Origin of the sequence: Acinetobacter calcoaceticus, assembly GCF_900520355.1 — a bacterium.
Taxonomy (GTDB): Bacteria; Pseudomonadota; Gammaproteobacteria; order Pseudomonadales; family Moraxellaceae; genus Acinetobacter; species Acinetobacter calcoaceticus_C.
On sequence record NZ_LS999521.1, the window covers coordinates 1,809,461 to 1,832,150 of the forward strand.

The 22,690-nt window shown below is 40.0% G+C and carries 18 protein-coding genes; 8 read left to right on the forward strand and 10 right to left on the reverse strand.

Annotation, left to right across the window (positions count from 1 at the left end; translation table 11 throughout):
• Positions 1 to 44 precede the first annotated feature (44 nt).
• The 5 genes from AC2117_RS08690 to AC2117_RS08710 all read left to right on the forward strand — a co-directional run bounded on the left by AC2117_RS08690 (position 45) and on the right by AC2117_RS08710 (position 7,519).
• Positions 45 to 1,001, forward strand: a complete 957-nt coding sequence (locus AC2117_RS08690; protein ID WP_133973410.1) for a p-hydroxyphenylacetate 3-hydroxylase reductase component — start codon at positions 45 to 47, stop codon at positions 999 to 1,001.
• Positions 1,002 to 1,196: 195 nt separating this feature from the next.
• Positions 1,197 to 2,111, forward strand: a complete 915-nt coding sequence (feaR, locus tag AC2117_RS08695; protein ID WP_133973412.1) for a transcriptional regulator FeaR — start codon at positions 1,197 to 1,199, stop codon at positions 2,109 to 2,111.
• A gap of 210 nt (positions 2,112 to 2,321) precedes the next feature.
• Positions 2,322 to 4,637 (forward strand): primary-amine oxidase, encoded by a 2,316-nt coding sequence (gene tynA, locus AC2117_RS08700; protein WP_133976279.1) that lies wholly within the window; start codon positions 2,322 to 2,324, stop codon positions 4,635 to 4,637.
• An 83-nt stretch (positions 4,638 to 4,720) separates the two neighbouring features.
• A complete protein-coding gene (locus AC2117_RS08705; RefSeq protein WP_227549243.1) occupies positions 4,721 to 5,998 on the forward strand; it encodes a hypothetical protein in 1,278 nt (425 codons plus the stop codon).
• A 33-nt stretch (positions 5,999 to 6,031) separates the two neighbouring features.
• Positions 6,032 to 7,519 carry an NAD-dependent phenylacetaldehyde dehydrogenase gene (locus tag AC2117_RS08710; RefSeq protein WP_133973414.1) on the forward strand — a complete coding sequence of 496 codons (1,488 nt, stop codon included), beginning with the start codon at positions 6,032 to 6,034 and terminating at the stop codon, positions 7,517 to 7,519.
• A 69-nt stretch (positions 7,520 to 7,588) separates the two neighbouring features.
• On the opposite strand, the gene AC2117_RS08715 is transcribed toward AC2117_RS08710, so the two are convergent.
• From AC2117_RS08715 to AC2117_RS08750, 8 genes are all read right to left on the reverse strand, one after another.
• Entirely contained in the window at positions 7,589 to 10,051 is a 2,463-nt protein-coding gene (locus AC2117_RS08715; protein WP_133973416.1) for a penicillin acylase family protein, read from the reverse strand.
• Positions 10,052 to 10,310: 259 nt separating this feature from the next.
• A complete protein-coding gene (pcaD, locus tag AC2117_RS08720) occupies positions 10,311 to 11,090 on the reverse strand; it encodes a 3-oxoadipate enol-lactonase (RefSeq protein ID WP_133973418.1) in 780 nt (259 codons plus the stop codon).
• A gap of 10 nt (positions 11,091 to 11,100) precedes the next feature.
• Positions 11,101 to 12,315, reverse strand: coding sequence for a 3-oxoadipyl-CoA thiolase (pcaF, locus tag AC2117_RS08725; RefSeq protein ID WP_133973420.1), 1,215 nt, complete (start codon positions 12,313 to 12,315; stop codon positions 11,101 to 11,103).
• Between the two features lie 400 nt (positions 12,316 to 12,715).
• On the reverse strand, positions 12,716 to 13,369 hold the full coding sequence (locus tag AC2117_RS08730; RefSeq protein WP_133973421.1) for a 3-oxoacid CoA-transferase subunit B: 654 nt from the start codon (positions 13,367 to 13,369) through the stop codon (positions 12,716 to 12,718).
• Positions 13,370 to 13,387: 18 nt separating this feature from the next.
• Positions 13,388 to 14,059 carry a 3-oxoacid CoA-transferase subunit A gene (locus AC2117_RS08735; protein WP_133973423.1) on the reverse strand — a complete coding sequence of 224 codons (672 nt, stop codon included), beginning with the start codon at positions 14,057 to 14,059 and terminating at the stop codon, positions 13,388 to 13,390.
• A 145-nt stretch (positions 14,060 to 14,204) separates the two neighbouring features.
• Positions 14,205 to 15,125, reverse strand: a complete 921-nt coding sequence (catA, locus tag AC2117_RS08740) for a catechol 1,2-dioxygenase (protein ID WP_133973425.1) — start codon at positions 15,123 to 15,125, stop codon at positions 14,205 to 14,207.
• 161 nt (positions 15,126 to 15,286) lie between these two features.
• The gene (gene catC, locus AC2117_RS08745) at positions 15,287 to 15,577 is read right to left on the reverse strand and encodes a muconolactone Delta-isomerase (RefSeq protein WP_003651954.1); all 291 of its coding nucleotides are present in this window, start codon (positions 15,575 to 15,577) and stop codon (positions 15,287 to 15,289) included.
• Positions 15,578 to 15,600: 23 nt separating this feature from the next.
• Positions 15,601 to 16,707 (reverse strand): muconate/chloromuconate family cycloisomerase, encoded by a 1,107-nt coding sequence (locus AC2117_RS08750; RefSeq protein WP_133973427.1) that lies wholly within the window; start codon positions 16,705 to 16,707, stop codon positions 15,601 to 15,603.
• Positions 16,708 to 16,807: 100 nt separating this feature from the next.
• Here AC2117_RS08750 and AC2117_RS08755 point away from each other — a divergent pair, with 100 nt between their 5' ends.
• Both AC2117_RS08755 and AC2117_RS08760 read left to right on the forward strand, forming a co-directional pair.
• Positions 16,808 to 17,722 (forward strand): LysR family transcriptional regulator, encoded by a 915-nt coding sequence (locus AC2117_RS08755; protein ID WP_075431426.1) that lies wholly within the window; start codon positions 16,808 to 16,810, stop codon positions 17,720 to 17,722.
• A gap of 81 nt (positions 17,723 to 17,803) precedes the next feature.
• Entirely contained in the window at positions 17,804 to 18,598 is a 795-nt protein-coding gene (locus AC2117_RS08760) for a TorF family putative porin (protein ID WP_133973429.1), read from the forward strand.
• A gap of 74 nt (positions 18,599 to 18,672) precedes the next feature.
• On the opposite strand, the gene AC2117_RS08765 is transcribed toward AC2117_RS08760, so the two are convergent.
• Entirely contained in the window at positions 18,673 to 19,389 is a 717-nt protein-coding gene (locus tag AC2117_RS08765) for a FadR/GntR family transcriptional regulator (RefSeq protein ID WP_133973431.1), read from the reverse strand.
• An 83-nt stretch (positions 19,390 to 19,472) separates the two neighbouring features.
• The gene (locus tag AC2117_RS08770) at positions 19,473 to 21,206 is read right to left on the reverse strand and encodes an IlvD/Edd family dehydratase (RefSeq protein ID WP_133973433.1); all 1,734 of its coding nucleotides are present in this window, start codon (positions 21,204 to 21,206) and stop codon (positions 19,473 to 19,475) included.
• Positions 21,207 to 21,374: 168 nt separating this feature from the next.
• Here AC2117_RS08770 and abaQ point away from each other — a divergent pair, with 168 nt between their 5' ends.
• Positions 21,375 to 22,679, forward strand: coding sequence for a multidrug efflux MFS transporter AbaQ (gene abaQ, locus AC2117_RS08775; protein ID WP_197731011.1), 1,305 nt, complete (start codon positions 21,375 to 21,377; stop codon positions 22,677 to 22,679).
• Positions 22,680 to 22,690 lie beyond the last annotated feature (11 nt).

The window sequence follows — 22,690 nt, forward strand, 5'->3', positions numbered from 1 at the left end:
GCTCTCGCGATTTATATGGATGTAAGAGAAGGTTTAGGAGAAAGATGATGAATGTATTACAACAAATAGATGAGCTTACGGTCGATCCACTACAGTTTCGACGGGCATTAGGAAATTTTGCAACAGGCGTTACCATCATTACTGCACAAAATGCACAAGGCGAGAAAGTTGGTGTAACCGCCAATAGTTTTAACTCGGTGTCGCTCGATCCACCACTTATTTTGTGGAGTATTGATAAAAAGTCTTCAAGTTTTTCGGTATTTGAAGAAGCCACGCATTTTGCCGTCAATATTTTATCGGGCACGCAAATTGAGCTGTCTAATAAGTTTTCGAGACGCAATATTGATAAATTTGCAGACACAAACTTTCAGCTTGGTGCAGGACGTGCGCCAATTTTAGAAAATTGTTCTGCGGTGTTTGAGTGTGAACGTTATCAGGTTGTTGAAGGTGGTGACCACTGGATTATTGTTGGTAAAGTGGTTCGTTTCCATGACCAAGGCCGAAGCCCGTTGGTGTACCATCAAGGTGCATATTCTTGTGTGATGCCGCATCCAAGCCTTCAAGTTAAGCAAACTGAAGAGAACGGCGTAGACCAAACACATTATGGTCACTTATATAATAATGTCTGCTACTTAATGAGTCGTGCTTTTAAAGCTTATCAAACTGACTATATTCCTAAGCAAATGGCTTCTGGCTTTCGTACCAGTGAATCACGTCTTTTACTCGTTTTGGCAAGTGGTACTGCCTCAAGTAAAGAAGATTTACCGCGAGATATTGCCATGCCAATGCAAGAAGTTGAGAGATCGGCCGAAATTTTAAAATTTGAAGGATTGCTGGTCGATCACGATAATTTATACGCACTCACCGAAAAAGGTAAACAAACGGCGCAATACTTATTTGAAATTGCTGATAGTCACCAAAATGAGGTGTTTAAAAAATATTCTGATGAGCAAAAGGATATTTTTATTACCATGCTGCAAGACTTTGCAGGTGTAGCATAAGCCCTATTAAGCTGATAAATTGAATTGATTTATCAGCTTTTTTATACGTAGATCACTACGATTAAAAAAATTCCAAGGACGAGGAATTTTTTGGCACACAATTTGTTTATCAATAAAACATGATTGCAAATAAGCCAAAATAGTGGACCACAGCGAAATAAGAACTTCCGCTATGGCAGCTACACGGAGGTAAAAATGAACCAATATGTAAGTGATGCATTGCTGAATTGGACAACCCATATCAAGAATGTTTGCGGAAATTTTGAAACAGATTTTGATGGCACCCGTAATTTATTCATTGGAGAAGTTCAATGCTTTTTATTGGGCGATACCGAAATTGCGTTCATTAGAAATAATGCCAATAAGATTGTCCGAAAAGCCGATGAAATCGATCGAGTGAATAATCGTTTTTGTTTTTTGATTTTGCAATATTCGGGAAAAATGCTGCTCGAATATAAAAATGAAACTTTAAGTCTGAATGAAGGCGATATTGTATTGGTAGATCCGGTCGAAACCATTTCGATGTATCCGCAAGGTTTGGTTAGCCAGATTTCAGTGCACTTGTCGCGTGAAAAATTACTTAAAGAAAATATTAGTACTGAATATTTTGGAAAGCTGATTACTCAAAATATGAGCGGTTTTTTACTCAAGAATATTTTGAAAAATATGTCTGCTGAGAACATCAAACTTTGGTATGCAACTGAAGATGGTAATGCTTTTGAAGATGCTCTAATTGCTTTAATCAAACCTACAATTAATTATAAAAATATTAATAGCTCTAATAACCTGATGGAAAAAGCTGAGCGCTATATTATAGAAAACTTAGCAAAACCGGATTTAGCACCTAAATTAATTGCAGAACATATAGGGGTGTCATTACGTCATCTCTATCGTCTATTTCTTCAAGAAAATTTATCTATTAACAAATATATACAGCTCAAACGTTTAGAAAAAGTAAAAGCAGATTTACTCGATAAAAGAAATAAACAAAGCTCGATTACCCAAATTGCTTTGAAATGGGGCTTTTGGGATGGCGCGCATTTTTCAAAAATATTTAAGAAGACTTATGGTATCTCTCCTAAAGAATTTAGAGAGGGTATGTCGGCTTAAACCTTTCATCTTTTGATGTCATTTTTAGACAAGTTCTGGGTCATTCCTGAACAAGCTAGCCCTATGTAACTGTGTTGAAATTAAATTCATTAGAGCAGGCTAGATAAGCTTAATAACCTTAAAACTATTAAGTTGGTCTAATGAATTTCACTCACAGGAAAGTGCATTTTTAACTGTCTGATTCAGATAGTTCAGGGATAGATGAAAAGGATGAAACCAATGCGTAAACAACGATTATTGAATGACATACAAAAAATATTGGCACTTAACTTATCAATAGTTGCTAGCTTTTGGGGATTAAATACTCAAGCTTATGCTCATGGTGAAAAGGCCGAAATGGTGTCACTTTATCAAAACATGAGTGAGCAGGGCGCCAAAGTTGTAAAAGATGATTTTACCAATACCTATATGATTACTAAGGGTTCTATGGTGGTTCGAGCTAAACCTAACTCAGATCAGGTTTTAGTGAACGGAAAGCCTTTCAAGCTCAGTGTGCCTTTACTAATTAAAGATGGTAAACCTGTTATTGGAAAAGACTTTTTTAATGAAGTATTCCAGTCTGGTTTAGATCAAACTTTCAAAATTGAAAATACGTTTCATCCTCTTAATAGTTTAAATTCTGACGAAATTAAAAAGACATTTGATGTCATTAATCGCTCGAAATACACCTATAAAAATATGCGTTTTGCCGAGTTAAAGCTTAAAGAGCCTGAAAAAGCAAAAGTTTGGGATTACTTTATTAATCACAAAGAATTTAAAGACGCTCGAATTGCATCTTTCATTTTATTAAAAGGGAATCAAGCGATTGAAGGTGAAGTTAATCTTAACACTCAACAAGTCACCAAATGGAATGTACTTAAAGACACTCATGGAATGGTGCTTCTAGATAATTTTGAGGCCGTACAGCGTGTAATTGAGACAAGTAAAGAGTATCAAGATGCTTTACGCAAACGTGGCATCACAGATGTGAAGAAAGTGATTGCTACACCACTGACCGTTGGATATTTTGGCGGTAAAGATGGTCTTGATAAACAACTCAATATATTAAAAGTCGTCGCTTACCTCGATGTAGGAGATGGTAACTACTGGGCGCATCCTATTGAAAATTTAGTTGCTGTAGTCGATTTAGATAAAGAAAAAATTATCAAGATTGAAGAAGGTGCGATCATTCCTGTGCCGATGGCAAATCGACCTTATATGTCGAATAAGCCAGTAGCTAATAAGCTAAAACCACTCAATATTACTGAACCTGAGGGTAAGAACTTTAGCATTACTGGCCAAACCATACATTGGGGGAATTGGTGTTTGCATGTGGCCTTAGACTCTCGTGTTGGCTTACAGCTTTCAACAGTGACCTATAAAGATAAAGGTGTGAAGCGGAAAGTCATGTATGAAGGTAACCTTGGTGGAATGGTGGTTCCATATGGCGACCCTGATATTGGATGGTACTTCAAATCTTATTTGGACTCTGGCGAATATGGGATGGGAACCCTTACCTCATCTATTCTTCCGGGAACTGATGCACCAGACAACGCTGTTTTACTTGATGCCGTGATTGCAGATTACAAAGGCCAACCACAAGTAATTCCAAATGCTATTGCTGTGTTTGAACGTTATGCTGGACCTGAATATAAACATCATGAAATTTTTGGTAACCAAGATGCCAGTGAAGCACGCCGTGAACTTGTGGTGCGTTGGATTAGTACAGTCGGTAACTACGATTACATGTTTGACTGGGTATTTGCTCAAAATGGTGTAATTGGAATTAATGCGGGCGCAACAGGTATTGAAGCCGTGAAAGGCGTTAAATCACGCACCATGCATGACAGCACTGCAAAAGAAGACACCAAATATGGAACTTTGATTGACCATAATATTGTGGGTACAACGCATCAGCACATCTATAACTTCCGTTTAGATATGGATGTAGATGGTGAAAAAAACAGCTTCATGCACATGGACCCTGTAGTGAAGGCCAACGACAAAGGTGATGTTCGTACAAGTACGATGCAAATTGATAGTAAAGTGATTAGTAATGAGCAAAATGCGGCTGAAAAATTTGATCCATCCACTATTCGCTTACTCACGAACTTCAACAAGGAAAATAAATTAGGTAATCCGGTTTCTTACCAACTTATTCCGTTTGCAGGTGGAACACACCCTGTTGCGAAAGGTGCCAATTTTTCTAAAGATGAATGGTTATTTAAACGTTTGAACTTTATGGATAAGCAAATTTGGGTGACGCAATATAATCAGGATGAACGCTATCCTGAAGGTAAATATTCAAACCGTTCGACTCATGACACAGGGTTAGGACAATTCATTGGCAACAACGAAAATATTGAAAATAAAGACCTTGTGGTGTGGATGACAACAGGTACAACGCATGTAGCACGTGCTGAAGAATGGCCAATCATGCCGACAGAGTGGGTCAATACCCTCATCAAACCGTGGAACTTCTTTGACAACACGCCGACTTTAAACTTGGGTGAAGAAGAGCAAAACACGCAGCACGACCATCACTAAAAATGTGCATGAGCCAGAATGGGTAACGAATAAGTTACCCATTCCTGAGCGCTGGTAAGCCGTTCACAAAAAGGAATTTCTCAATGAAAAATTTATTTTCTCAGGTTGTGAGAGGGACTCTCTTTGTCTCATTTTTTTCAACTGCGCATGCTGGTGAGCTTGAAATTAAACCGACTTTTGAAGCAACTTTTGGGGCTTTTAGTAGCGGTAAAAGCTATAACGGCGAAAACCTAGATGACGAAAGAATAAATTGGCAAGAAGGCCACCTTAAATATGGTGCTAAAGGGCAATATACCTTTAAAAATAATCAGCTCTATGCAAGCTTGAGCGGTATTAGCTCTGCAACATTTGGTGATGGTGATGCAGGCCAAAATAGTAATGGTAAAGAACGCAAAACAGATGTGAATGAATGGGTCATTGGCTTTAAAGACGGTACCAATAAAGATGAGTTGAAGACTTATGATTTAAGTATTGGCCGACAAAACATTATGATTGGCGACGGGTTTTTCATTGCGGGTGATGCATTAAATCTCGGCAAACCTCCAGCAGATGGCGCCTTAGACCGAGGCGGGGCATATTATCTGGCAGCGCGTCGAAGTTTTGATTTTACCAGTCTGCTTCAATACAAACTGAAAGAGAATACAACGCTAAAACTGGCTTATTTAAAATCGAATAATAAAGCACAATTTTTATCTGAACTCTTTGTAACTGATCTGATGTATCAGATTAAAGATAAGGGTGTTGGGTTTACTTACTTAAATGTATTAGACCTTAAAGATGCTGAACAAGTTTCAGGACGAGAAGACCTTAAAAATTATACTTTGCGGTTAAATTATCAACCTTTACCAGAGCTACAAGTTAAGTCTGAGTTTGTTATTCAAGATAAAAAAGATAGTCAAGAAAATGCAGGTTACGTAGGGCTGAACTATAACTTTTTATCTTCAAAATATACGCCGTCATTAGGTTACCGTTTTAGTCATTTTTCAGACCAATATGATCCTATGTTTTATGGGAATACAGTCGGGTTCGGCACGTGGTTTCAGGGCGAAGTTGCCGGAAATTATGCTGGCCCATTTAATAAAAATGCAGATATTCACCAAGTTTCTTACATGATGAGCTTAAAAGAAAATTTTATGTTAGGTGCTTTGGCTTATAAGTTCAAAACAGTCAATAAGTCTTTAAGCAATGTGGATGGACATGAGCTGGATGTGTTCTCGGTTTGGTCCGTCAATAAAAAATTCAATGTTATTCCGTTGGTTGGACTCTATAAGCCTAAACAGGATATCCAGAGTGGCGGCACTCAAAACTACGATGACAAAACCAATGTGTATGCACAGTTGATTCTGCAATACATCTATTAATAGATTCTTTTAAATGAATTGAGAGAAATAAAAATGAGTGAAGTTCAAATTCTAGCAAGCGTACAGCAATTTATGGCACGTCAACATGGACACTTTATTGATGGAAAATTAGTTGCTGCTGAGTATTTAGATAAAGTAGATATAGTGAATCCATCGACTGAACAGGTTGTTGCTCAAATTAGTATTGGTAGTCAACAAGACGTTGAAAGCGCCGTGAAAAGTGCTGAACATGCTTTTCAAAATGCTTGGGCGGAAACTACGCCGTATGAACGTGGCGTTAAACTTAATAAACTGGCTGATTTAATTGAGCAATATGGTGAAGAACTTGCACAGCTTGAGTCGTTATCTACCGGAAAACTCATCAATATTTCTCGCCATCTTGAAGTCGCACAATCTGTTATTTTCTTAAGATATTTTGCTGGTTGGGCAACCAAAATTAATGGTCAAACCATGCAACCCTCTATTCCTTCCATGCAAGGTGAAAAATATACAGCCTTTACTTTAAGGCAACCGATTGGTGTAGTCGCAGGTATTGTACCTTGGAATTTTTCACTCATGATCGGTGTTTGGAAAATTGGCTCAGCTTTAACAACTGGCTGTACCATTGTGCTTAAGCCAAGTGAGTTTGCGAGCTTATCCTTATTACGTTTAGCCGAACTTGCCATTGAGGCAGGTATTCCAGCTGGTGTGATTAATGTGGTTACGGGTAAAGGCGATACAGGACAATATTTAATTGAATCGCCGCTCGTTAAGAAAGTCTCGTTTACAGGTTCAGTACCAACAGGCATTGCGATTGGCAAGCTCGCAATGAGCAGTGATTTAACTCGGGTAAGTCTGGAGCTGGGCGGTAAAAATGCCATAGCTGTTTTGGCTGATGCCAATATTGATGAGATTTTACCAACTTTGTTGCAAGCAACTTTTGTGCATCAAGGTCAAGTTTGCGCATCTCCAGAGCGGTTTTTTGTACACCACACAAAATATGATGAACTAGTCGAAAAGCTATCCAAAGCACTCTCTGGGTTCAAAATTGGGTCCGCGATGGATGAGGACAGTATGTTTGGTCCACTCTCTAATCAGCCACATTTTCATAAAGTGAAGCACTATTTAGATTTGGCTAAAGCCAATAACCAGATTATTGCAGGGGGGGAGGCTTTAGATCAGACAGGATATTTTGTGCAGCCGACTTTAATTTCCTTTAAAAATACGGATGATCCTTTATTTTCAGAAGAGACGTTTGGTCCAGTGGTCGGAGTAATGCCGTTTGAAACTGATGAAGAGCTTATTCAGCTTATGAATCAATCACGCTTTGGTTTAACTGCAAGTATCTGGACAAATGATCTGTCCAAAGCTTTGCGTTTAATTCCTAAAATTGAAGCAGGGACTTTATGGGTCAATATGCATACTTTCTTGGATCCATCGGTTCCATTTGGCGGCGTTAAAGCTTCAGGGATAGGCAGAGAGTTTTCAGATGCATTTATTGAAGATTACACTGAATTAAAATCGGTCATGATTCGGTATTAAGCCAATAAAGAGGTTTGTCATTTTATAAATAACAAACCTCTGTCTTTAAAATAAAAATTGGACTAAAAGTTAATAGTTTAAAGTGATGCTTTGTTGAGTTGATTGGTCGATTTGCTTTTGGCTAACGGCATCATCTTTGCATTTGTAACTTTCAAATAAAGGGAGTTGGTCAGCAAAGTGGGCATCAGGTTTTCCATTTTGATTAATAAAGCCACTTTGTCCAGGAGCTAAAATTGAACACATCGTGACTTGATTTGGATTTAAAACCACTCTGAAGGTTGCACTTCCCGTATTTCCATAAGTGCTGAGCTGTTGTTCATACGATGGATCAGCCCATGGAATACCTACCGAATTTTTGCTAGAAAAGCCCATGGTTGCGACCGGAATTTTCCAGTCATTCGGGTCAGTAGAGTGATATTGATTTGAAAGTTCAGTCAGCGCGTTTTCTAAAGCTTTTAACACAACCTCATCTGCTGTTTGTCCTTTTAAGAAATCAACGTTCTGAGGAACGCTTGCCTGTTTTCCTTGCAGTGCATTCCAGACTAATTTCGATGCACTCGCTGGTTGTGCACTCCGTGGATCATTATTTACTGGATAAAGCGTATCGGTATAACGCTTATAAATATTCTCTGAAAGATTAGGTTTGAGTACCAGTTCAATCATTTGATTGAGCCATACACGTGTAATTGCTGGTGCTGCACCTTGATAGTATTTTGCTTCGCTGTCTGGACGTAATTTAAGGTCCCAATTGGCAAGTAAAGGAGCTATTTTTTTTGCTAATGGCGATGCTTTAGGACTTTGTGCAGCTTTAATCATATAAGGCACAAAATAGCGTGCATTTAAATCAGACCATGCTGCCATTTTATTAATTTCCCAAATTTCTTGCTGACTCAGTTTAGGTTTACTTTCTAGAGGTTCAAGCAGTTCATTGACCCGATCGACATAAGAAAAGTTTGATGAATCTGAGCGTAAGCCAGCATATGCTTTGTTATTCCAGCTTGTGACATAACCTTTTTGCGGATTGTATTCTTTAGGGTTGTGTGAGAAGTCATAAAAACCTTGCCACTCCATTGAACCATCGCCTTTAGCTGGAAGCTGAATATGCTGGTTTTCAGGGCGAATAGGTAAGCGGCCTAAAGCAGCAACACCAATATTATTTTTAGTATCGGCATAGAACCAAGTGATAGATGCAGCGACACGTTTGGCTTGAGCAAGAAACTCATCCCAGTTAGAGGCCTTCGCGGCATTCGCCCATCCTAATAAGCTTTCAATTTCTACGCCTTCCCAGCTACGTTTTTGTGCGTACGCCGTATGGGTATTTTCATCCCATGTACTTACAAAACCTTGTTTACTCTTATAAACATCTAAAACATGGTCAGCTTGATTCTTAACTTTAATTTTTACTTGTTTGTGCTCAAATGGAATATAACTCCCTTTATATAAATATTCTTTTGAATTGCTTGGATTTAAAGTGAGTTGATAAACATCGTTAGTATCGAGCGAACCTACGGTAGAGCCCCATGCTATTTTTCCATTGGTTCCAAATAAAATCGCAGGTAATCCAACTGGAGTAATAGCAGTCAAATTATAGCCAGCGCCATGTAAACCAATGCTATAGGTGATTGCTGGTGTATACCAGCCTTGTTGGGGGCCATTATATAAAACTGCTTGGCCTTCAACGGTTTTATCGCCTTTTAAAACCCAAGCATTACTTGCAGTCGGTACGCCATCTACCACACTTTTACCTAAAGCAATGCGAGCTTGGGCTAAATAGTTTTTTGCTGCTTTATTCGAGATGGGGCTAATGTCTTTAACAATTTGCTGTTGGCGCGCTGTTAGCTGTGGTTTTTGTGCAGATTGAATAATGGTCGGAGCGCTTGGGTCATCTAGCCAGCGTAATTGTTGATAGACTTTAAGGCCTTCTTCTTGGCCCTTTTCTTTTTGTAGTTGTGTGAGTAAATCTAAATTTGAGACTTCAGAACTTGCCGAAAAGAAGCGATTTAAAATTAAGCCCACCCAAACCATAGCAATATCTTCTGTTTGCCACGTTGAGGGTTTAAAACCATGATCTGTGAACTCTTTAGGCATAAGATTTGGATCTGCTAAAACCTCTTTTAACCGTTTATTAAAACCAGCGGCATAACCTTCAAAAATTGCTCGATCTTCAGGTGAGAGCGCGGCAAGTTGCTGTTTAATGTTTTCTGGGTCAAAGCGGTTATGTGTAGCAATATCAAATTGAAGATAGTCGGGGCCGAGTACCTCAGCAACAGTGCCTAGTCCTGTACGTTTTGACATTTCCATCTGGAATAATCGATCGGTCGCTACCGAATAGCCATAACCGTAGAAAAGTCCGTAGGTATCATTTGCATATACATGGGGCGTACCAAAGTTATCACGCTTAATCGTGATCTGCTTTTGTGTAGGCGTTGGGTCTAAATTTGACGAAGAATTACAACCAGCTAAAAACGCACCTAAAAGTAATGTTCCATATTTAATTAAAGGGCGTGTAGGGTGAGGCCGAGAGTTCAGCATAAGTATGTTCAATTTAGATATCCTTACTTTCATTGTGATGTAGAAGTGAATGATTTAAGAATCAACTTAGATTCACGTCACTGATGAACAAGCCCTGTTCATGAAATTAAAATACTGTTATTTATCCATGTAATTTTCCATCACATTTGAGGTATATATTTATACCTTCTCGAACAAGTTATTTAAATTTCTATTTTGAGTTAATAAAAAAGGCCATGATTGGCCTTTTTAGAAATGAATGAATTTTATAAAAACTAAATTAGCTCACTAAAAAATCCTTTAAAATTTTATTAAAAGCTTTCGGCTGTTCTACATTTGAAATATGAGAGGCGTTTATTTCTGCAAGCTTTGATTGGGGAATATGCTGCTGCATGAATTCACCATCTGCAACAGTTGTTACTGGGTCTTGAGTTCCAGCAACCACTAATACAGGAACTTTAATGTCTTTTAATTGCTTACGGACATCCGCTTTAGCCAAAGCCTCGCAACAATTGGCATAACCTATTGCGCTGCCAGCACTTAAGTCGTTACACAGGTTGTTGACAATTGAAGAGTGACTTTGGATAAAGGGATCTGTAAACCATCGCGAAGCTGCTGTAGCTGCGATTGGTTGTAAACCTTGCTCACGTACTAATTTTGCACGGTCAAGCCATGCTTGTTCTTGTCCAATTTTAGCGGCAGTATTTGCCACAACCACGTGACTAAAACGGTCTGGATAGTGAATTGCAAGCCATTGACCCGTTAAACCACCCATAGAAATACCACAAAAAGCAGCTTTGCTAATATTCAGGTGGTCTAGTAATCGGACAACATCCTCACCTAATTGCGCGACAGTGTATGGGCCGTCAGGTGTAGATGATGAACCGTGACCACGTGTGTCATAGCAGATCACAAAAAATTGATCTTTTAACTCATTAAACTGTTTTTTCCACATGCCATAGTTGGTGCCCAAAGAGTTGGAAAACACCAAAGCAGGGGAAGACGGTTCACCAAAGGTCTGATAATTAATTTGTGCATCGGCAGATTGAAAAGATGGCATTTGTTTCTCCTTAATGTGCTTCAACACGTTCAATAATGAGTGCAATCCCTTGCCCCACACCAATACACATTGAACATAAGGCATAACGGCCACCTGTTTGCTCAAGCTGGTTTAAGGCTGTGGTCACTAGACGTGCACCTGAAGCACCAAGTGGATGACCCAAAGCAATTGCACCACCGTTTGGATTGATCTTGTCAGAATCATCGGGTAAACCTAAATCACGAGTCACTGCCAAAGCCTGTGCAGCAAAAGCTTCATTGAGCTCAATCACATCCATCTGATCTAAAGTCAGGTTGGCTTGTTTAAGAAGCTTTTTGATTGCAGGTGCTGGAGCAAATCCCATAATGCGAGGTTCTACACCCACCGCTGTTGAAGCAATGATCTTGGCACGTGGTTTTAGGTTGTAAGCTTGAACTGCTTCGTCTGAAGCAATCAGTAATGCTGCTGCACCATCATTAATGCCCGAAGCATTACCCGCAGTGACTGTACCATCTGCTTTAACAACTGGCTTAAGCTTGCTTAAAGCTTCAAGTGTAGTTGATGCACGTGGATGTTCATCGGTATCGATCACAACAGCATCCCCCTTACGCTGAGGGATTTCAACTGCCACGATTTCTTTAGAAAAAAAGCCTTTGGCTTGCGCGCTTGCGGTGCGTTGTTGGCTCACCAAGGCAAACTGGTCCTGATCTGCACGATTCACGTTAAACTGTTCAGCCACGTTTTCGGCAGTCTGGGGCATGGTGTCTACACCATACAATTCTTTAAGTTTTGGGTTAATGAAACGCCAGCCCATGGTGGTGTCTTCAATCTTCTGGCTACGACCAAAAGCACTGTCTGACTTACCCATCACATAGGGTGCACGGCTCATGCTTTCTACACCACCAGCAATCACCAAGTTCGCTTCACCTGCCTTAATAGCACGGGCTGCCATAGCAATGGCATCGAGTGAAGAACCACACAAACGGTTAATGGTGGTTGCCGGCACCTGATACGGTAAACCTGCAAGTAAAGCTGACATACGGCCAACATTACGGTTGTCTTCACCGGCTTGGTTTGCGCATCCATAGATCACATCATCGACCTGTTCCCAATCTACATTCGGGTTACGCTGCATGAGAGCTTTAATCGGCACAGCGCCAAGGTCATCGGCACGGACAGGTGCAAGACCACCGGCATAACGGCCGAATGGGGTACGGATAGCATCAATGATATAAGCGTTTTTCATTCTAACTTTTGTCCTTTACTTCAGGCCTTTGAGCCATTCTCCGTAGGTATTTCGCGTTGGCGACATGGATGTCGCCTCGTTACTCAGCACAACAGGGATGTTGTGTCTGAGTAACAAAGGTTTTTGGTTACTTTTTTAAAAAAGTGATACGAATTAGCTGGTGGCATCTGGCTTAAACAGATAAGACTCCGTTGTGATGATTTATAAATTTTCATATCAACGAATAACATCACGGTTGTAATTTACTGTGATATCCCTAGGTCTGTTGCATAAGCGATACCTTACTTTTGAAAGGTCAAAAGTAACAAAAACCTTTGTTGAACAGAGGAGGCTTCCTTGCCTCCCTGTCCAACGGGCGACATCCATGTCGCCTGTCACGATAGATAGTGCTGTTTAAACTTTACCCTTGTGTCGCATCAATCAAAGTTGCACCTGTTAAAGCCTGTAACTCTTCAAAGCTGAGGCCTTCCACTTTCTCAATCACCTTTAAACCTTCACTAGTCACATCAATCACACAAAGGTCGGTGTAAATACGGTCAACACAGCGTTTACCCGTTACTGGATAAGTTAGCTCAGCCACAATCTTCGGTTCACCTTGCTTGGTTACATGATCTGTGGTGATAAATACTTTCTTGGCACCTACTGCCAAATCCATCGCACCACCAACAGCAGGAATCGCATCCGGTGCACCCGTGTGCCAGTTCGCCAAGTCACCATTCGCTGCAACCTGAAATGCACCCAGCACTGCAATATCAAGGTGACCACCACGCATCATGGCAAATGAGTCACCGTGATGAAAAAAGCTACCACCTTCTAGCATGGTCACAAACTCTTTACCCGCATTAATCAGTTCGGGGTCTTCTTCACCCGCCACTGGTGGTGGGCCAAAAGCCAATAAACCATTTTCAGAATGAAGGAAAATATCTTTGTCATTAGGTAAATAGCTTGCGATCTTGGTTGGCAAACCAATGCCTAGGTTTACATAGGCCCCATCGGGAATGTCTTGTGCCACACGTTTTGCAATCTGGTCACGGCTGAGTTTCTGGTAGCTCATGTTATTTCTCCTTATTGCTTACTGTGCTTGCGCGACTTGAACAACATGCTGTACAAAGATGCCTGGGGTAATGATGTGCTCTGGATCTAATCCACCTAACTCTACTACCTCAGAGACTTGAACAATGGTGACATCAGCAGCCATAGCCATAATCGGGCCAAAGTTACGCGCAGATTTACGGTAAACCAGATTACCCCAACGGTCGCCCTTGTAAGCTTTAATCAAGGCAAAATCAGCTTTGATCGGATATTCAAGTACGTAGTCTTTACCATCAATCTCGCGTGTTTCTTTGCCTTCAGCCAAAAGTGTTCCAAAGCCTGTTGGGGTAAACACGGCACCTAATCCCATACCCGCTGCCTGAATACGACACGCCAGATTACCTTGTGGTACGACTTCAAGCTCTACTTTTCTGGCACGGTACAGCTCATCAAACACATAAGAGTCTGACTGACGAGGAAAAGAACAGATGACTTTTTTAACTGAACCGGCTTTCAGCAGTTTAGCCAGACCATAATCGCCATTACCGGCATTGTTGCTGACAATGGTCAGGTCCTTAATACCCAGTTCAATTAGTCCATCAATGAGTTCAGCGGGTTGTCCTGCGGTACCAAAACCACCAATCAGGATGGTGGCACCATCTTTAATTTGCGACAGAACCTCGGTAAGTGAGGACTTACTTTTGTCAATCATGTGAAAAACCTTAAAACGTGGGGTAAGGGTGTAGATTATTTATGACTACCGCTAAAAATTTATTCGAAATTCTTAGGGGTGGTCATAAATAAAGCTTCCAAAAGATAGATTAAAAGCGAACTTTTAATCCATCTGACTTAGATTATTAAGCACTAGCGCGACGGCGTTCAACTTCAGTAGAAGGTGCAGCAGCGGCATCTTTCACAAGTTCGATGTTGAATGTGATGTGTTTGAAAGCGTGATCTAAACCACGACGTTGAATTTCAACTGGGTCAGTTACATCAACTGCTGTTGCAACTAAGCCATCACGGGTTGCAAAAGCAAAGTCGTCCCATAAATACTCATCACCCTCAATGTTGAATTGAGTTGTAAGCTTGCGGAAACCCGGTGCAGAAACGAAGTAATGAACGTGAGATGGACGGTTACCATGACGACCTAACTTGTTAAGAAGCGCTTGGGTGGTTCCTTCTGGAGGGCAACCATAACCAACAGGCATAGTCGTTAGAGCAACATATTTACCATCAGCATCAGTCAAAATACTACGACGTAAGTTAAAGTCAGATTGAGACTTGTCAAAGAATGAGTAATTACCCAAGCTGTTGGCATGCCATATTTCAACTTTTGCATTTTCAATGATTTTGCCATCGGTATCTGTCACAGTACCTTCAATAATTAAGGTATCAATTTTGCCTGTTTCAGTACCATCATCCATACGTGCAAAACCAACAGTTTCAGGCGCACCAGCTACATAAAGTGGGCCTTCGATGGTACGAGGTGTACCACCAGCAACGCCTGCTTTGGCATCGGCTTCATCAGCACGTAAATCAAGGTAATGCTCAAGACCTAGACCCGCTGCCAACAGTCCAAGTTCATTGGCTTGGCCTGCATCTGTGAAATATTCCAAACCTTTCCACACTTCTGACGGTTGGATATCTAAATCTTCGATGGCTTGAAATAAATCCCCGAGAAGGCGCACTACAATTTGCTGAACACGTGCATCGACTTGGCCTTTAGCTGTGTCGATATTCATTTGTTTTACAAGCGCATCAATTTGTTGACGGTTCATACTAAAACTCCTTAAGTATGCAATACGGTTTTGGGTGGCAGTGTTGCGGGCAATTTGTTTTGCTAGCGAATAATGACTGCCACATTCCTTGTTACCTTCTGAATCAATATATTTAGTTTTTAAATGGACTTCAGAAATCACATTTAAAAATTCTTTTTGATTTACGAATCATCATCACGAACAGAAGAAGGGTGGCGATTAAGTGCCATGACTTCGATGTTCATGTAAGGATAGAGGGGTAATCCCTGTAAAATATTGTGCAATTCCTCATTGCTCTCTACATCAAAAATACTGATGTTTGAGTACTGACCTGTAACTCGCCAGATGTGACGCCATTTACCTTGACGTTGTAAGTCTTGCGAATAGGCTTTTTCAACGGCCTTAATTTCATTTGCTTTGTCGGCTGGCATATCAAGTGGAATATGCACATCCATACGTACATGAAATAACATGGGAAACTCCTTATCCTGTTGCCTTAGCGACGTAACTTCTCAACTTTGTTTTCATCAATTTCAATGCCTAGGCCTGGAGCTGTTGGCAAGTGCAATTCAAAGTTCTCGTAGCGTAAAGGTTCTTTTAAAATTTCTTCGGTCAGTAATAACGGGCCAAATAATTCGGTACCGAATGCTAATGTTTCAAAAGTTGCAAATGCATGAGCGGAAGCAATACTGCCTACGGGACCTTCGAGCATGGTGCCGCCATAAAGGTCGATTCCAGCCAAACCTGCAATTTTGGCAACTTCACATGCTTCAATTAGACCGCCAGATTGCTCAATTTTTACTGCAAATACATCTGCACCATGATTTTTTGAAATACGGTACGCACTGTCTGGTCCAGTTAAAGCTTCATCAGCCATGATTGCGACATCAAAACGGTGGGTTAAACGAGCAAGTGCTTCAGTATTTTGAATAGCACAAGGTTGTTCGATTAAGTCGATTCCGCCATCTTGCAGTTGTTGAATACCTTGAATACATTCCAGCTCTGACCATGCACGATTTACATCAACACGTACACTAATATCTGCACCTAGTGCTTTTTTAATTGCAATGACATGGTCAACATCGTGCTGTAAAGGGCGAGCACCAATTTTGAGCTTGAACGTGTTATGACGTTTTAGCTCAATCATTTTTCGTGCTTCAGCAATATCTTTTTCTGTGTCGCCAGACGCCAGAGTCCAAAGTACAGGTAAACTATTGCGTAGACGTCCACCTAAAACTTCGCTTAATGGCACGCCTAAACGTTTTGCCTGAATATCAAGTAGGGCAGTCTGAATGGCACATTTCGCAAAGCGGTTACCATTAATATTTTTACGAATCAGTTTTAGTGTTTGAGCAACGTTTAAATCTTTAACTGATGTGAGTAATGGTGCAAAGTAAGTATCAATATTGGCTTTGACACTTTCAGGACTTTCTTCACCATAGTTCAGTCCACCAATGGTGGTCGCTTCACCCCAACCGACAATACCATCCGTAGTCGTAATTTTAACGAGCACCAAAGTCTGAGTACGCATTGTGGTTACAGACAACTGGTGAGGACGGATAGTTGGAATATCCACAAGTATGGTTTCTATGGTTCTATACATGAAGTTTCAACTATTTCAAACTTATTTACATACCATAGAAGAATGTAATAGCCTAAAATAGATATAGAACGGTATTTTAAGATACTAAAAAGGTATATTAATGGAATTAAGACATCTACGTTATTTTGTTACCGTTGTTGAAGAGCAAAGCCTGACAAAAGCGGCTGAGAAGCTTTTTATTGCCCAGCCACCTTTAACACGTCAAATCAAAAAACTAGAGGAAGAGTTAGGGATTGATTTGTTTGTGAAAGGTTCACGTCCATTAAAAGCGACAGAAGCAGGCCTGTTTTTTTACCAACATGCGGTACAAATCTTAACGCATACCGCTCAAGCGGCTTCTATGGCTAAAAAAATGAAGCTGGTCGATAACATTGTCAAAGTAGGTTATGTCAGCTCACTGCTTTATGGGCGTCTACCACAAATCATTTATTTATTTAGACAAAAAAATCCTGACATTCATGTTGAACTGATTGAGTGCGGAACACGAGATCAGGTTGAAGCTTTAAAATTAGGGAAAATCGATTTAGGTTTTGGTCGATTACCCATTAGTGATCCAGCCATTAAAAGACTTCTACTTAGAAAAGAAAAATTAAAATTAGCTATTCATAAAAAACATCCTTTAAGTGAATTTCAAGATTCGGGAATTTATTTATCTCAAATTATTAATGAGACGATTTTTTCTTATCCAACTACGCCTAAGCCGAACTTTTCCACCACCATTCAAGCTTTATTTACCAAGTTAGGTTTAATTCCAGCTAAATTCACCGAAGTGCGAGAAATTCATATGGCATTGGGACTCGTGGCGTCCGGAGAAGGGATTTGTATTATTCCAGAAAGTGCCTGTGACATTGGAATGAAGAATTTAACTTACTTAAATATCTTAGACTTAGAAGCTTATAGTCCGATTTCTCTATCTATGCGAAACATGGATCAAAGTTCGTATATTCCTAAAATTTTAGATTGTATTGAAGAGATCTATAGCCAAGAAGAAGTGTCTAGAAATTTGAATTTATAAATTTTTAATACGATTAAAATTGAATTTTCATGTTATTTTAAAACTTTAAACCTATAGGTAATATGTAAAAGGAATTATTGAATGAGAAAAATTTTAGGACTAGCTTCTCTCATTATGTCTACTGGTGTTGTACATGCTGAACAATTAAATGAACAAGAACAAATTTCTCCATACAGTGCAAATGTAACTTTCGCGAGTCAATATATATCACGTGGTTTCCAACAAACATGGGGTAAACCAGCTTTACAGATTGGTTTAGATTATGCAAATCCGAATGGATTATTTGTGGGTACTTGGGCATCAAATGTGAGTTCAAAGTATCTTCGAGATGCTTCAGTTGAGTGGGACGTTTATGCCGGTTACTTAAAAACTTTTGATAAGTTTTCGGCTGGCATGACGGTTTTTTATTACTACTATCCGGGAGCTGAAAGCACACCTGAAACGGGTAATACCAGTTATAACTATGGCGAAATTGTGCCGCAAATTGGTTATGGACCTTTAACGCTTAAATACTTCATTACTTACACGCCAGATTATGCAGGCTATAACTCAAATACGATGGGTGGGCCAGAAGGTAAACGCTCAAGAGGAACAACATATCTGGATTTAACTTTTACGCAGCCAATAAATGAAACTTGGACTTTTGGTGCCCATTATGGCTATGAAAGAATTAAAAATTTCTCAGAAGCTAATTTTCAGGATGTTAAAGTCGAGCTTATTAAAGATTTAGGTGACGGTTGGAATACAGGATTAGCCTACACCAAAGCTTGGGATAAGGATGGGTACTATAAAAATTATACGAATGGTGAGCCAGATGCACCTATTTCGAATCCGATTGACTCAATATTTACGGTATCAGTGAAAAAGGTTTTCTAATTTCAAAATATAAAAAACACCTGATTACTTTGTCTTGGGATAATCAGGTGCTAAATAATTAAGATGTATAAAAATTATTTTTTGATTAAATCGTAAGCCATTTTAGTATCGTCTAATTGAACGAGAGAGGCATGGCGTGCTGATAATGGATCTTTATTTTCAATTGCTGTCAAAATTGCTTTATGCCTTGGCAATGAATGACCTTGTAAATTGGGGCGTAGACTGGTGACCTGAATAGATTGCTGTAAGGGTAAAACCAGCATTTTTGACATATAGGCCAATAGTTCATTATGTGTTGCTTTGGCAATCGCCAGATGAAATTGAATATCTGGCTCTATAAATTCTTCCACCGTTACAGCTTTTTTCATACCTTCATAGGCATGTTTAATACGTTGAATATCTTCATCGGTGGCTGTGCTTGCTGCAATATAAGCTAACTCTGGTTCAAGAACTCGTCGTACGGTAGAGAGAGTCTTAAAAAACTCATGTTCAGGAGTGGTTTGAATTAGCCAAAAAAGTACATCTGGGTCGAGTAAATGCCATTCATCTTTAGGTCTAACAACGGTACCAATTTTAGGCCTTGAGTAAGTTAAACCCTTGGCATTTAAAACACGTATCGCCTCACGAAAAACAGGTCGGCTGACTTTGTATTCCTCACACAAATCAACTTCACTTGGCAGCTTTTCATTTTCCAAAATTTCTCCAGAAACAATTTTTAGCCCGAGTTGTTGAACAATTAATGCATGTTGGCTTTTGCTAGGAATAGGATTTTTATAGTCAGCTTTACTCATATTTTACTATTACGACACGTTGAATATCCTATGGTATAGATGACCTTGTCTTTTAACAAGGTCATCTTTTTATAGAAATAAATTTAGTGAGAATGGCGTGGAACTTCTGAACCGCGGCAGCCAACCAAGAAATCAAAATCACAACCTTCATCTGCTTGTAAGACATGTTCTACATAGAGTTTGCGGTAGCCACCAATAAAACTTGGAGCAGCAGGAGGCACTAAACTCTCAAGACGTTGTTTAAGCTCTTCATCACTCACTTCTAGGTGAAGTTTTCCTTCATAGGCATCGAGTTTGATGAAGTCACCATTTTGAACTGCGGCTAAAGGTCCACCAGCCATTGCTTCGGGTGCAACATGTAAAACTACGGTGCCGTATGCTGTACCACTCATACGTGCATCGGAAATACGGACCATATCGGTAATGCCTTTAGCTAATACCTTTGGTGGTAGCCCCATATTTCCAACTTCGGCCATCCCAGGATATCCTTTAGGACCAGCATTTTTCATGACAAGAATACATGTTTCATCGACATCAAGGTCCGGATCGTTAATGCGGGCTTTATAGTCATCGAAGTTTTCAAATACGACTGCACGACCGCGGTGTTTCATCAGTTCAGGTGTTGCAGCAGACGGTTTAAGCACTGCACCTTTAGGGGCTAAATTACCGCGTAAAATACACATGCCGCCATCTTGTCGAATTGGATTATCTATTTTTCGAATGACTTCATCGTTATAAATAGGTGACTGCTGGCAATTTTCCCAAATGGCTTGACCATTTACGGTTAACGCTTGTGGATGCGGTAATAAATTCGCTTCGCCCATACGACGAATTACGGCAGGTAAACCACCACTATAATAAAATTCTTCCATTAAAAAACGGCCAGAAGGCTGTAAGTCAACAATGGTAGGCATGCCACGGCCGACACGGTTCCAGTCATCGAGTTGTAAATCGACCCCAATACGGCCGGCAATTGCTTTTAAGTGAATAACCGCATTGGTAGAACCACCAATTGCAGCATTGACTTTAATGGCATTTTCAAAAGCTTCTTTGGTTAGAATTTTAGATAGACGTAAATCTTCATGCACCATGTCGACAATACGCATACCCGATAGGTGAGCTAATACATAACGCCGAGAATCAACTGCTGGAATAGCTGCATTGTGCGGTAAAGAAGTGCCTAGGGCTTCAGCCATACACGCCATTGTAGAGGCTGTGCCCATGGTATTACATGTACCAGCTGAGCGTGACATGCCAGACTCGGCAGATAGAAATTCATTTAAATCAATTTTGCCCGCTTTTAATTCTTCATGCATTTGCCAAACGATGGTACCCGCACCAATGTCTTTACCTTTGTGTTTACCGTTAAGCATCGGCCCACCAGTCACCACAATGGCTGGAATATCACAGCTTGCAGCACCCATTAATAATGCAGGTGTCGTTTTATCACAGCCCGTAAGTAGCACGACGCCATCAATAGGGTTGCCACGAATGGCTTCTTCAACATCCATGCTGGCCAAGTTCCGCGTGAACATAGCGGTTGGACGCAAATTTGATTCACCATTTGAAAACACTGGGAACTCCACAGGGTAACCGCCTGCTTCCAAAATCCCTTTTTTTACATGTTCGGCAATTTTTCGAAAATGTGCATTACAGGGTGTGAGTTCAGACCATGTATTACAAATTCCAATGATCGGTTTACCTTGAAACTCATGGTCAGGAATTCCCTGATTCTTCATCCAACTACGATACATAAAGCCATTTTTATCCGTTGTACCGAACCAGGCTGCTGAACGAAGAACTTGTTTGTTTTTCATACAAATTTCCCTATATAGTATTACTATTTAAATTTATTTAAATCAAAATACACTAAAAAAATTACTTTTAAAAGGTTTGAAATTTAAATAGTAATACTATATTTTAAATAAAAATGATTATTTGTGAGCAAGAAGCTCTATACATAAATAATGGAAATGGAGACAAAGATGGATTTTGAAAAGGATGTAATACGGACGGTCACGTTTAAGCTCATACCTGCATTAGTCATACTTTATCTGGTCGCATATATAGACCGAGCTGCTGTTGGTTTTGCTCATTTGCACATGGGTGCTGATGTTGGAATTGGCGACGCAGCCTATGGTCTAGGAGCAGGTCTATTTTTTATTGGATATTTTCTTTTTGAAGTACCGAGTAACTTACTTCTAGACAAATTTGGTGCCCGCAAATGGTTTACCCGCATTTTGTTGACGTGGGGGCTAATCACCATGGCAATGGCACTCATTCAAGGACCAAAAAGCTTTTATTTTCTACGGTTTCTACTTGGTGTAGCTGAAGCAGGCTTTTTTCCGGGTGTTTTATATCTGATTACGCAATGGTACCCAGTACGCCACCGTGGAAAAATCATGGGCATGTTTGTGCTTTCACAGCCCATTGCCATGATGATTGCTGGGCCTTTAGCAGGTCTATTACTTGGCATGGATGGCATTGCAAATTTACATGGTTGGCAGTGGTTATTTATTGCAGTTGGATTGCCTGCGGTTTTATTGGCTTTACCAACATTCCTTTGGCTGCCAGATAATATTGATAAAGTGAAATGGTTGAGCATTGAGCAAAAGCAATGGCTTAAAAATGAACTTATTAAAGATGAAGCGGAATACGATCAAACTCGACACGCCAATCCATTACATGCTTTAAAAGATAAACGCGTACTTTTATTGGCACTCTACTATTTACCAGTAACTTTAAGTATTTATGGTCTAAATCTGTGGTTGCCTTCTATTATCAAACAATTTGGAGGCGGCACCGATCTTCAAATTGGTTTCTTGTCTAGCATTCCCTACATTTTTGGAATTATTGGTCTTCTCATTATTCCACGTAGTACTGATCGTCTAAATGATCGTTATGGACACTTAAGTTTTCTTTACGCATTAGGTGCTTGCGCAATGTTTTTAAGTGGTTGGTTACATTCTCCAGTCATGCAATTGGCTGCTTTGGCTGTGGTTGCATTTTGCCTATTTTCATCAACGGCTGTGTTCTGGACTTTACCGGGGCGTTTCTTAACAGGCACAAGCGCTGCTGCTGGTATTGCCTTAATCAATTCTGTTGGGAATTTAGGTGGCTATGTCGGGCCGTTTGGTATCGGACTTTTAAAAGAATACACAGGAAATATGGCTGCTGGTTTGTATTTCTTATCAATTGTCATGATTTTCGGCTTGATCTTGACCTACATCGTATATGCCAAGCTCGAACGTCAAAAAACACAAACAGTGAATATTCAAAAGCCATTCTAAAGGAATAAAAC